The sequence below is a fragment of the Streptomyces sp. SID486 genome, from assembly GCF_009865385.1.
Taxonomy (GTDB): Bacteria; Actinomycetota; Actinomycetes; order Streptomycetales; family Streptomycetaceae; genus Streptomyces.
This window is the reverse complement of sequence record NZ_WWJT01000251.1, coordinates 1-11,539: the sequence shown is the minus strand read 5'-3', so window position 1 is coordinate 11,539 and position 11,539 is coordinate 1. Positions and strand designations below refer to the sequence as shown.

Here is an 11,539-nt window from a genome sequence, read left to right as displayed (position 1 = left end):
GCCGGTGCCGGACCGGACCGGGTGGCCCGCGGCCACCGGGCGGCCCGCGGCCGCCGGTGCTCGCGGGCCGGGGCGGGCGGGGGGTACGCCGTACCCTGGCGCGGAGGTCTACGTAAGGAGTACGTGTTGCTGGTCCTGCTGCCGCCCTCCGAAGGCAAGGCGAACTCGGGCGAGGGCGCCCCGCTGGAGCTGGAGTCGCTGTCCCTGCCGGGGCTCACCGCCGCGCGGGAGGCCGTGCTCGGGGAGCTGGTCGAGCTGTGCTCCGGGGACGAGGAGAAGGCCCGCGAGGTACTCGGGCTGAGCGAGGGGCTGCGGGGCGAGGTCGCGAAGAACGCCGGACTGCGTGCGGCGGGCGCCCGCCCCGCCGGGGAGATCTACACCGGTGTCCTCTACGACGCGCTCGGCCTGGCCACGCTGGACGCGGCGGCGCGGAAGCGCGCGGCACGCTCGCTGCTGGTCTTCTCGGGTCTGTGGGGCGCCGTGCGCGTCACCGACCGCATCCCCTCCTACCGGTGCTCGATGGGCGTGAAGCTGCCGGGGCTCGGCGCGCTGGCCGGGCACTGGCGGGCCACGATGGCGGAGGTGCTGCCCGCGGCGGCCGGGGACGGCCTGGTGCTGGACCTGCGGTCCTCCGCCTACGCGGCGGCCTGGCGGCCCAAGGGCGAGGTAGCGGGCCGGACGGCGACCGTGCGGGTGCTGCACGCGCCCACACGGAAGGTCGTCAGCCACTTCAACAAGGCGACGAAGGGCCGGATCGTCCGCAGCCTCCTGACCGCCGGGGCCGCCCCGCAGGATCCCGCCGAGCTGGTGGAGGCGCTGCGGGCACTGGGGTACGTCGTGGAGGCGGAGGCGCCGGGCAGGGCGGGCCGGCCCTGGTCGCTGGATGTCCTGGTGGACGAGATCCACTGAGCCCGGCTCTCCGCGGCCCTGGCCCACCGGCGTTCGCCGACCCCAGTGCATTGCATCGGCCGACCCCACCGCATTGCATCGGCCGACCCCACCGCATTGCATCATGCGCAACGCTCATTGCGTACCTTGCAGCCACTGGGCACGATGAGGGCATGACCTCGCCGGTGCCCTCCCCCTCCGCCGCCTCTGTACTGGACCTCGCCCCCGTGGTCCCCGTGGTGGTGCTCGCCGACGCCGCCGACGCCGTACCGCTCGCGCGGGCGCTCGTGGCGGGCGGGCTGCCCGCGATCGAGGTGACCCTGCGGACCGCCGCCGCACCGGACGCGATCCGGGCGATCGCGGCCGAGGTCCCGGGTGCCGTCGTCGGGGCGGGCACCGTGATCAGGCCGGAGCAGGTGGACGCGTGCGCGGCGGCCGGGGCGCGGTTCCTGGTCAGTCCGGGCTGGACCGGGACGCTGCTGGAGGCGATGCGCGGGTCCGGTCTGCCGTTCCTGCCGGGGGTGTCGACCACCTCGGAGGTCGTCGCCCTGCTGGAGCACGAGGTGCGGGAGATGAAGTTCTTCCCGGCACAGGCGGCGGGCGGCACGCCGTATCTGAAGTCGCTGGCCGGGCCGTTGCCGCAGGCCCGTTTCTGTCCGACCGGCGGCATCGGTCCGGACACCGCGCCGGAGTACCTGGCCCTGCCCAACGTCGGCTGCGTCGGCGGCAGCTGGATGGTGCCCGCGGACGCGGTGGCCGCCGGGGACTGGGGCCGGATCGAGCGGCTCGCGCGGACCGCGGCCGGGCTCAGGGACGCAGATGGGACGTGTCGTTGAACAGCCGTACGCTCGCGTTGCCGTCCGCGTAGTACGCCACCGCCGTCAGGGAGGCCGCGGAGAGCTCCATCCGGAACAGCGACTCGGGCGGGGCGCCGAGGGCCAGCCGTACGAAGGTCTTGATCGGCGTGACGTGGGTGACCAGCAGGACCGTGCGGCCCGCGTGTGCCGGGACCAGCCTGTCCCGGGCGGCGGCGATCCGGGTGGCCGTCTCGGCGAAGCTCTCGCCCCCGCCGGTGGGCCTCGCCCGCGGGTCGGCGAGCCAGGCGTTCAGGTCGTCCGGGTGACGCTCGCGGACCTCGCCGAAGGTCAGCCCCTCCCAGGCGCCGAAGTCCGTCTCACGCAGGCCGTCCTCGATCGTGACGTCCAGGCCCAGGCGGGCGGCGACGATCGCGGCGGTCTCCCGGGTACGGGCGAGCGGGGAGGCCAGGACGGTCTGGATGGTGCCGCGCCTGGCCAGGGCCTCGGCCACCCGCCGGGCCTGCTCGCGGCCCGCCTCGGAGAGGGCGGGATCGGTGCCGCCGCTGCCGGAGAAGCGCTTCTGCGGGGTGAGCGGGGTCTCGCCGTGGCGCAGGAGCACGAAGGTGGCGGGGGCTCCGAGGTCGGGGGCGGCGCTCCAGCCGGGCGCCGAGGTACGCGCCTCACCGGTCCCAGCGGCGGCCCCGGACTCAAGCCCGGCGGCAGCGGTGGTCCTGGGCTCAGGCCCGGCGGCAGCGGCGGCCCCGGGCTCAGACGCGGTCGCGGGCGCGGACGTAGCCCTAGTTGCAGACGCAGACGCAGACGCAGACGTAGGCGTAGGCGTAGGCGTAGGCGTAGACGTAGACGTAGACGTAGACGTAGACGCAGCCTGCCGTACCGCCTCGGCTTCGACGTCGTCCTCGGCCGGGGCGGCGACCGGAGCCGGAGCCGACGTCGGTGTCAGTGCCGGAGTCGGCGTCGGTGCCGCAGTGGGCGTCGGTGTCGGAGTGGGTGCCGGTGCCGGAGTCGGTGTGTCGGTGGCAGCGGAGTCCGGGCGCCCCGCCAGTGCCGCCCGCGCCCGTGCCGCGCCCGCCGCCGCGTCCCCGGGCGGGCCCGAGGGCTCCGGTACGGCGGACGGGGTGTCCAGGTCGGCCCGGGACGCCGACGGCGACCACTGCCCGCCCTTCGCCCCCGCGTCCATCGCCTCGTTGGCCAGGCGGTCCGCGTGCTTGTTCCGCTCGCGGGGGATCCACTCGTAGGTGACCTGGTCCGGCGGGAAGACGGTCCTGGCCTGGGCCGCCAGGGGCTTCATGTCGGGATGCTTGATCTTCCAGCGGCCCGACATCTGCTCGACGACGAGCTTGGAGTCCATCCGGACGTGGACCGCAGCGGACGGGTCGAGGGCGTGCGCGGCACGCAGTCCGGCCAGGAGACCGCGGTACTCGGCGACGTTGTTCGTGGCGACACCGATGTACTCCGCCGCCTCCGCCAGGGTCTGCCCCGTCGCCGCGTCACAGACCACGGCCCCGTAACCGGCGGGTCCGGGGTTGCCCCGTGACCCGCCGTCCGCCTCGACGATGAACTCCCGCACCCCTGAGACTCCTTACAGGCCCGACTCCGCCGTGCGCACCAGGATGCGGCCGCAGTTCTCGCAGCGGACCACCGTGTCCGGGGCCGCAGCGCGGATCTCGCTCAGCTCGGTGATGGCCAGCTCCTGCCGGCAGCCCTGGCAGCTGCGCGCGTACAGCTTGGCCGCGCCGATGCCGCCCTGGTGCCCGCGCAGCTTGTCGTAGAGCTTCAGCAGGTCGGCGGGGACGGACGCGGCGACGAGCTCGCGCTCCTTGGTCACCGAGGCGGCCTCGCCGTCGATCTCCTCGAAGGCCGCGTCCCGGCGCCCGGTCGCGTCGTCGATCTTCGACTGCACCGAGGCGACCCGCTCGGTCAGTTCGGTCACCCGCTCCTGCGCGGCCTCACGGCGCTCCATGACCTCCAGGACCACGTCCTCCAGGTCGCCCTGCCGCTTGGCGAGGGAGGCGATCTCGTGCTGGAGGCTGGACAGGTCCTTCGGCGAGGTGACCGCGCCGGAGTCCAGGCGCTTCTGGTCGCGGGCGGCGCGCTGGCGCACCTGGTCGACGTCCTGCTCGGCCTTGGTCTGCTCGCGGGCGCAGTCGCTCTCCTCGGTCTGCGCGGCCACCAGCAGGTCGCGCAGCTGCGTGAGGTCCTTGGTCAGCGACTCGATCTCGGCGTGCTCGGGCAGGGACCTCCGCTTGTGCGCGAGCTGCTGCAGGCGGACGTCGAGGGCCTGGACGTCGAGGAGGCGGATCTGGTCGGCGGGCGCGGCGTTCAGTTGGGGGCTCCCGTTAGCTAGAGGTGGTGATGGACGCCGCGTGGGCGGTCCAGGGGTCGGTGACCGTCTTGGAGACGTGGACGCGCAGGTCCCAGCCGTGACGGTCGGAGATCTCGTCGAGCTGGCTCGCGGCCAGCTCGCACCAGGGCCACTCGGTGGCCCAGTGCGCCGCGTCGAGCAGCGCGAGGGGGCCGTGGGCCACCGCCTCCGAGGCGGGGTGGTGGCGCAGGTCGGCGGTGAGGAAGGCGTCGACGCCGGCCGCGCGGACCTGGTCGAAGAGGCTGTCGCCGGAGCCGCCGCTGACCGCGACCGTGCGGACGACGGCCTCGGGGTCGCCGGCCACCCGGATGCCCTGCGCGGTGGCCGGCAGCCGTTCGGCGGCGCGGGCGGCCAGTTCGCGGACGGTGACCGGGTGGTCGAGTTCGCAGACGCGGCCCAGGCCCCGGCGTCCGTGCGGGTCCGTGGGATCCGGTACGAGGGGTCGTACGACCCGGAGGTCGAGCGCGCCGGCGAGGGCGTCGGAGACTCCCGGGTCGGCGGTGTCGGCGTTGGTGTGGGCGACGTGCAGGGCGATGTCGTTCTTGATCAGCGTGTGCACGACCCGGCCCTTGAAGTGCGTGGCCGCGACCGTGGTCGTGCCGCGCAGGTAGAGCGGGTGGTGGGTGACCAGCAGGTCGGCGCCGAGCCGGACGGCCTCGTCCACGGTCTCCGCCACGGGGTCGACGGCGAACAGGACCCGGGTGACCTCCTGGTCGGGGTGGCCCACGACCGTGCCGACCGCGTCCCAGGACTCGGCCCGCTCGGCGGGCCACAGGTTCTCCAGCGCGGCGATGACTTCAGACAGACGGGGCACGGGGCAAGGCTACCTGGCTGTTCGACGGGGCTGTACCGCATGCGTCCGCTCTGTCCCCGCTCAGCACAGACGCCCCGGTTTCCTCAGGTGAATCGCTTCTGCGCCACCCTTACGTGTGAAGCGGCCGTCGGTGGATCCCCCGCCCGCGCGTACGAAAACTAGCTTCGTCGCCGGAGGTGACCGAACGATGACGGCCTGTGCGATCGAACCCCCTTCGACCGGTGCGGAGGACGGCGGGACGGGGCGTGCCGGGACCGCGGCCGACGAGGCGTGCAACGCCGGCACGGCGGCGGTCGCGGACGGCGGCTCCGCCGGCACGGCTGTGGCTGCGGACGCCGGGGCCGCCGGCACGGCGGTGGCTGCGGACGCCGGGGCCGCCGTCACGCCGACGAACCCGGGCGGGGCCGCCGGCACGCCGACGGATGCGGGCGGGCCTGGCGTCACGGCTGCGATCCCGGGCCGGACTGCCGTCACGGCGACGAACCCGGACCGGCCTGGCGTCACGCCGACGAACCCGGACTGGCCTGGCGTCACGCCGACGAACCCGGGCCGGCCTGGTGTCACGCCGACGAACCCGGACTGGCCTGGCGTCACGCCGACGAACCCGGGCCGGCCTGGTGTCACGGCTGCGAACCCCGGCGGGGCCGCCGTCGCGCCGCCGGATGCGGGCGGGTGTGCCATCACGGCGGACGGTGCGTACGCCGCCCGGCTCGCGCTGGACGGTGACTCCTGGTTCCCGGAGCGCTGGACCCTGGACGGCCCGGAGCCGTACGCCGTGCCGTTGCCGGGCGACCAGCCGGAGGAGCCCGGCACCGGGGTGCAGCCGATGGGGGACGGCCGGGTGCTGATCCACCGGCTGGTGGCCGGGCGGCACGCCTTCTCCCTGCTGTACCCGACCGGCCCCGGCACCGGTGAACTGCCGCTGGGCGCGGTGGAGTGCGCCGAGTCCGGCACCCGGCTCGCCCTGCTGCCGCCCGCGCCGGGGGGCAGCAGGGCGTACGCCCTCGCCGTCGGACCGCGCTCCAGCGTGGTGTGGCTGGTGGCGGGCGGGGCGTTCGGCCCGGAGCGGCTGGCCGAGGTGCCCGGGCGCTGTTCGGGCGGGGTCTGGCTGGACCGCGGCGGACGGCTCCTCGCGCTCGACCGGGAGCTGCACGGGCGCACGAAAACGGTCGTGGTGGACCTGGAGCGTGCCGGCGAGGTCTCTCCGCTGCTGCTGATCACGGACGGCAGCGACGACCGGCTGCTGCTCGCCGACCCCGACAGCGGGCTGCTGCTGATCTCCTCGGACGCCCCCTCCCCCGGGCGGCCGCGGCTGGGCTGGGGAGTGCTCGGCAGCACCCTGCCGGTGCGGTTCCCGGAGTGTCTGCGCGTGCCGGAGTGCACGGTGACGCCGTTCGCGATCCAGCCGGGGCAGGTGCTGACGCCGGAGCACTGTGCGGTGGCGCTGCGCGTGGACGGGGCGCGGGGCACCTGGGTGGGCACCTGGCGGCCGGCCGAGCGGCGGGTCCGGCACCTGCCGGCGCCCGAGGGGTGGCTGGCGGGCGCCGGGCTGTGGACGCAGGACGGGGTACTGCGGCTGCCGTACGCGACGCGGACGACGCCGTGCGGTGTGGCGGTTCTCGCGGTGCCGCACCCCGGGACGGGCGGGCAGGGCGGCCCGTCGACGGAACACGTCCCCGCCGCCTTCGTCCCCCCGGCCTCCGCCCCTCCGACCGCCGTCCCCCCAGCATCCGCCCCTCCGGCCTCCGTCCCCCCGAACTCCACCTCTGCAACTTCCGCCCCTCCGGCCTCCGTTCGCCCGGCCTCGGAACCGGTGCCCCAGGCCGCGGAGCCGGGCCCGGCGACGACGGAATCGGAGCCTCCGGCGCCGGTGGCACCCCGTCCCGTGCCGTTGCAACAGGCGCCCCTGGGACGTCTTGTAACGAACTAGTGCCGGTTGGCGTGTGCGCCTGGATTCGGCCCGTGGTGCGCCGGTTAAACTCGCCCGGCTGTACGAATGATCATGTTGACGGGGTGAAAACGTCCGATGAGCGACACCAGCACCACTGAACAGCTGTCTGCCGACTCTTACAAGACCGCCGGCCACGGTCGGCACCGGGGCCCGATCGCGGCCCAGGAGAGCGAGTCGGCTCCGCACGGCCGGCACCGCAAGCCGGCCCAGGAGAAGGCCGAGGCGGCTGCCTGACGGCAGTGCGGAAGCAGGGGGCACCCGCCGGGTGCCCCCTTTCTTTCTCCTACGCGTCCCCGCCTGTCCCGCTCACCCCCGTTTGAGTCCCAGCACCTCCGCCGCCGCGAAGGTCTCCCCCGGCGGCCGGTCCGCGTAGTGCGGGGTGAGCAGCGCGTCGAGTTCGTCGTACGTGAAGGTGTCCTGCTTGCTGTCGAACTTCGCCTGCACGCGCGGGCGTTCGACGACCGCGACCATGCCGCCGTGCACGACGAGCAGTTGGCCGTTGACCCGGGCGGCGGCCGGCGAGGCGAGGTAGCCGACGAGCGGGGCGACGTGCTCGGGGGCGAGCGGGTCCAGTCCCTCGCCGGTCCGTCCGAAGCCCGCGAAGACGTCCTCGGTCATCCGGGTCCGGGCGCGCGGGCAGATGACGTTGGCCGTGACGCCGTACTTGGCGAGGGCGAGGGCGGTGGAGGTGGTCAGGCCGACGATCCCGCCCTTGGCCGCCGCGTAGTTGGGCTGCCCGGCGGACCCGGCCACGAACGCCTCCGAGGAGGTGTTCACGATCCGCCCGTACACCGCCGCCCCGGCCGCCTTCGACCGCTCCCGCCAGTGCGCGGCGGCGAACCGGGTGGTGTTGAAGTGTCCCTTGAGATGGACGCGGATCACCGAGTCCCACTCGTCCTCCGTCATGGAGAAGACCATGCGGTCACGCAGGATGCCGGCGTTGTTGACGAGGATGTCCAGCTTGCCGAACTCGGCGACGGCCAGGCCGACCAGTTCACCGGCCTGGGCGAAGTCGGCGACGTCCCCGCTGTGCGCGAGGGCCTTGCCGCCGGCGGCGCGGATCTCCTCCGCGACCTGCCCGGCGGGTCCCGCCGAGGCCGCGCCCGACCCGTCCCGGCCGGGCTGCCCGTGGTCGTTGACGACGACGGCCGCGCCGAGCCGGGCGAGTTCCAGGGCCTCGGCCCGGCCGAGGCCGCGTCCGGCACCGGTGACGATCGCGCTGAGCCCCTCCAGTGGCAGTGACATGGGCGCGTCCTCAGATCTCGATGCAGGTGCGCAGGGCGGTCCCGGTGCGCATCTGGTCCAGTGCTTCGTCGATCTCCGCGAGCGGCACGCGGTGGGTGATCAGGCCGGCCAGGTCGACCCGGCCGGCCCGCCACAGGGCGATCGTGCGCTCGTAGGAGCGCCGTACGTCGCCACCGCCGTACATGGACGGCAGGATCCGCTTCTCGTCGAAGAACAGCTCGAACATGTTGAGCTGGAGGTAGTCGTCCATGGCGCCGGCCCCGACGACGACGAGGGTGCCGCCGCGCCGGGTGTTCTCGTAGGCGGTGCGGGCGGTGGCGGACCTGCCGACGACCTCGAAGACGTAGTCGAAGCCCTCGCCCCCGGTCACCTGCTGCCTGGCGTCGGCCAGTTCCTGCGGCGGGACGGCCTTGGTGGCGCCGAAGCGGAGGGCGGATTCGCGCCGGGAGGCGACGGGGTCCACGGCGACGATCTCGGCGGCGCCCTTCAGCCGGGCCCCTTGGACGGCCGAGATGCCGACGCCCCCGCAGCCGATCACGGCGACCGACGAACCGGCCCGCAGGTCGGCGGTGTTGAGGACGGCACCGAGACCGGTGGTCACCCCGCAGCCGATCAGCGCGGCGATGTCGAACGGAACGTCCTCGGGGAGCGGCACGGCACAGCCGGCGTCGACCACGACCTCCTCGGCGAAGGTGCCGGTGCCCGCGAAGCCGAAGACGTCCCCGCCGGAACGCCGGAAGTTGGGGGTGCCCGCGTTCAGGAACCCGGCCAGGCACAGCTGGGTCTGCCCGCGCTTGCAGGCCGGGCACGCCCCGCAGGCCGGCAGCCAGCACAGGACGACCCGGTCACCGGGCTTCAGGTGCCGTACGCCGTCCCCCACCTCCAGCACCTCGCCGGCGCCCTCGTGGCCGGGCACGAAAGGGGCCGGCTGGGGCAGCACCCCGCTCATCGCGGACAGGTCCGAATGGCACAGACCGGTGGCGCGCACCCGGACCCTGACCTTGCCGGGGCCGAAGCCCACCGCCTCGATGTCGTCGACGACCTCCAGCTTTTCCTGACCTGTCTCGTGCAGTACGGCTGCGCGCATGGTGCGGCTCCCCTCGGAGGCTTCGTCCGGCATGCTGACCGGAGTGCTTGCCGACGTGCGGACCGGAGTGCTTGCGGGCGTACGGACCGGCGTGCTGACCGGGATGCCTGCCGGTGTGCGGACCGGCCTGCTGACCGGGGCACCTGCCGGTGTGCGGACCGGCCTGCTGACCGGGACGCCTGCCGGTGTGCGGACCGGCCTGCTGTCAGGAGTGCTGGACGACGGTGTCCGCGAGCACCGGGGCGTCGTCCCGTTCCACGGCGCCCACCGTGACCCGCACCCGCCCCTCCTCGCGCCACATGCGGACGCGCAGGGTCTCACCCGGGAACACCACCCCGGCGAACCGGGTGCTGTAGCCGCGCACCCGGGTCACGTCGCCGCCGAGCAGCGTGTCCACGACCGCCTTGAGCGTGATGCCGTAGGTGCACAGGCCGTGCAGGATGGGCCGTTCGAAACCGGCGCGCTCGGCGAAGCCGGGGTCGGCGTGCAGCGGGTTCCAGTCGCCGGAGAGCCGGTAGAGCAGGGCCTGGTCCTCGCGGACCGGACGCTCCACGGTCCGGTCGGGGTCACCGGTGGGCGGGGCGAGCCGGGTCGAGGGACCGCGGTCGCCGCCCCAGCCGCCCTCGCCTCGTACGAAGATCTGGGCGTCGTTCGTCCACAGGGGGCCGTCGGCGTCCGCGACCTCGGTGCGCAGGACCAGGACGGCGGCCTTGCCCTTGTCGTACACGGCGGCGATCCGGTGGCGGGCGGTGGCGGTGCCCGCCACCGGGACGGGGCGGTGGAGGTCGAGGGACTGTCCGCCGTGCAGGACGCGCGCCAGGTCGACCTCGATCCCCGGCATGGACAGCCCGCTGATCACGCCGGGCGAGCCGTTGCCCGCGACGGTCACGAAGCTCGGCAGGACGTGCAGCCGGGACTCCAGCGTGTAGCGCAGCTCGCCGGGATCGGTGGCGGGCCGGCCGGCGCCGATGCCGAGGTGGTAGAGCAGCACGTCCTTGTGGTCCCAGGTGATCTCGCCGGTCCGGGGTTCGGCCGCGAGGGCCTTCGCTGCGTCGATGGGCATGGGGCTCCTGAGACAGTGACGGCGAAAGACCCCGGCGCGGACGTCCGCACCGTCGGCCGCACCGGGGTCGCTGCGGGCCGATCTAGAACGCGTTCCAGTCCGGCGCCCTCTGTATAGCCCAGCCCTCCGCACATGTGAAGCCTCCTGACGCCGCGTCAGCCAGGGACGGCACCCGTGACATTTGTCCCGCCCGGATCCGTACATGCGCATCTGCCCGAGCCGGGGCCGGGCTCCGTAACGTTCGGTTCGTACGCTGCGGTCGTACCGCCGCGGGCGGGGACACGCTGACCGGGGGAGAACACAGACATGACACGGCGAGACGGACTGCGGCGCCAGGTGCGGACCTGGCAGGCGGCGCGACGGGAGTGGAAAGCCGAGCACGAGCGCTTCAAGGCCGCGCAACGGGCCGCCGGGAAGAAGCGCGAGTGCTCCGACGCCGAGCATCCCGGCCCGCCCCCGACCGGCTTCGCCCTGCTGCCGTGGCTGCTGATGGGCCTGGGGTCCTTCTCCAATCTGCTCCAGGGCCGGACCCCGAACCCGTGGATCGGCGGTCTGGGCCTGTTCACCTTCAACTCGCTCTACATCTACGTCACTTTCCGCTCCTTCGACCGGGCCAAGCGCAGGTCGGTGTCCACGCGGGTGGCGCTGGTGCTGATGGGCCTGCTGACCACGGGCCTCGCCCTCGGCTACGGCGGTGACTGGCTGACGTTCTTCCCGCTGCTGGGACTCGCGGTGGGTGCCGCCCTGCGCGGCCCGTGGCTGGGGCGCACGGGGCTGCTGCTCTCGGTGTACGCGGCCGCCGTCTCCTACGTCCGTGGCGGCTGGGGCGACGCGTCCGGCATCGGTTACGCCACCTTCCTCTCCAGCATGGTGACCGCCGCGATCCTCGGCCTGTCCGAGGCCGTGCGGGAACTGCGCGCCGCCCGTGAGGAACTGGCCCGGCGCGCGGTGGAGAAGGAGCGGCTGCGGTTCTCCCGTGATCTGCACGACCTGCTCGGGCACACCCTGTCGGTGATCGTGGTGAAGTCGGAGGCGGCCCGGCGGCTGGCCCCGCGCGACATGGACGCGGCACTGGCACAGATCACCGACATCGAGTCGGTGGGCCGGCAGGCGCTGACCGAGATCCGCGAGGCGGTGACCGGCTACCGCGAGGGCAGCCTGGCGACCGAACTGACCCGGGCCCGGTCGGCGCTGTCCGCGGCGAGCGTGGAACCGGTGTTCAGCCAGTCCGGGACGCCCCTGGACCCGCAGACCGAGGCGCTGCTCGGCTGGGTGGTGCGCGAGGCGGTCACCAACGTGGTCCGGCACAGC

The 11,539-nt window shown here is 74.2% G+C and carries 11 protein-coding genes; 5 read left to right on the top strand and 6 right to left on the bottom strand.

Annotated features, from left to right (window positions below; translation table 11 throughout):
* Window positions 1-126 precede the first annotated feature (126 nt).
* Entirely contained in the window at window positions 127-909 is a 783-nt protein-coding gene (gene yaaA, locus GT045_RS12490) for a peroxide stress protein YaaA (RefSeq protein WP_161334202.1), read from the top strand.
* Window positions 910-1,061: 152 nt separating this feature from the next.
* Window positions 1,062-1,724 carry a bifunctional 4-hydroxy-2-oxoglutarate aldolase/2-dehydro-3-deoxy-phosphogluconate aldolase gene (gene eda / locus GT045_RS12485; protein WP_161334201.1) on the top strand — a complete coding sequence of 221 codons (663 nt, stop codon included), beginning with the start codon at window positions 1,062-1,064 and terminating at the stop codon, window positions 1,722-1,724.
* Here eda and GT045_RS12480 read toward each other — a convergent pair.
* The 3 genes from GT045_RS12480 to GT045_RS12470 are packed head-to-tail and all read right to left on the bottom strand — an operon-like array spanning window position 1,696 to window position 4,882.
* Window positions 1,696-3,273 carry a bifunctional RNase H/acid phosphatase gene (locus GT045_RS12480; protein ID WP_161334200.1) on the bottom strand — a complete coding sequence of 526 codons (1,578 nt, stop codon included), beginning with the start codon at window positions 3,271-3,273 and terminating at the stop codon, window positions 1,696-1,698. The genes eda and GT045_RS12480 overlap by 29 nt on opposite strands.
* Before the next feature lie 12 nt (window positions 3,274-3,285).
* Window positions 3,286-4,029, bottom strand: a complete 744-nt coding sequence (locus GT045_RS40685; protein WP_161334203.1) for a C4-type zinc ribbon domain-containing protein — start codon at window positions 4,027-4,029, stop codon at window positions 3,286-3,288.
* A gap of 13 nt (window positions 4,030-4,042) precedes the next feature.
* Window positions 4,043-4,882 (bottom strand): Nif3-like dinuclear metal center hexameric protein, encoded by an 840-nt coding sequence (locus GT045_RS12470; RefSeq protein ID WP_161334199.1) that lies wholly within the window; start codon window positions 4,880-4,882, stop codon window positions 4,043-4,045.
* Window positions 4,883-5,204: 322 nt separating this feature from the next.
* Here GT045_RS12470 and GT045_RS12465 point away from each other — a divergent pair, with 322 nt between their 5' ends.
* Together GT045_RS12465 and GT045_RS38875 are read left to right on the top strand one after the other, a co-directional pair.
* A complete protein-coding gene (locus tag GT045_RS12465) occupies window positions 5,205-6,812 on the top strand; it encodes a hypothetical protein (protein WP_345942628.1) in 1,608 nt (535 codons plus the stop codon).
* A gap of 96 nt (window positions 6,813-6,908) precedes the next feature.
* Entirely contained in the window at window positions 6,909-7,067 is a 159-nt protein-coding gene (locus GT045_RS38875) for a hypothetical protein (protein WP_202516167.1), read from the top strand.
* 72 nt (window positions 7,068-7,139) lie between these two features.
* On the opposite strand, the gene GT045_RS12460 is transcribed toward GT045_RS38875, so the two are convergent.
* The 3 genes from GT045_RS12460 to GT045_RS12450 form a co-directional block, all read right to left on the bottom strand.
* On the bottom strand, window positions 7,140-8,078 hold the full coding sequence (locus GT045_RS12460) for a 3-oxoacyl-ACP reductase (RefSeq protein WP_161295364.1): 939 nt from the start codon (window positions 8,076-8,078) through the stop codon (window positions 7,140-7,142).
* Window positions 8,079-8,088: 10 nt separating this feature from the next.
* A complete protein-coding gene (locus tag GT045_RS12455; protein ID WP_161295366.1) occupies window positions 8,089-9,165 on the bottom strand; it encodes a Zn-dependent alcohol dehydrogenase in 1,077 nt (358 codons plus the stop codon).
* 205 nt (window positions 9,166-9,370) lie between these two features.
* Window positions 9,371-10,228: a MaoC/PaaZ C-terminal domain-containing protein gene (locus GT045_RS12450; RefSeq protein ID WP_161295368.1), complete on the bottom strand. Its 858-nt coding sequence runs from the start codon at window positions 10,226-10,228 to the stop codon at window positions 9,371-9,373.
* Window positions 10,229-10,534: 306 nt separating this feature from the next.
* Between GT045_RS12450 and GT045_RS12445 the strand changes: the two genes are divergently transcribed.
* A partial coding sequence (locus GT045_RS12445) for a histidine kinase (RefSeq protein WP_161334197.1) occupies window positions 10,535-11,539 on the top strand: 1,005 nt, incomplete at its 3' end.

Bases quoted from the DNA above. Each gene is read 5' to 3' on its own strand.
- eda (WP_161334201.1), top strand. From the start codon at position 1,062: ATGACCTCGCCGGTGCCCTCCCCCTCCGCCGCCTCTGTACTGGACCTC.
- GT045_RS38875 (WP_202516167.1), top strand. From the start codon at position 6,909: ATGAGCGACACCAGCACCACTGAACAGCTGTCTGCCGACTCTTACAAG.
- GT045_RS12460 (WP_161295364.1), bottom strand. From the start codon at position 8,078: ATGTCACTGCCACTGGAGGGGCTCAGCGCGATCGTCACCGGTGCCGGA.
- GT045_RS12455 (WP_161295366.1), bottom strand. From the start codon at position 9,165: ATGCGCGCAGCCGTACTGCACGAGACAGGTCAGGAAAAGCTGGAGGTC.
- GT045_RS12450 (WP_161295368.1), bottom strand. From the start codon at position 10,228: ATGCCCATCGACGCAGCGAAGGCCCTCGCGGCCGAACCCCGGACCGGC.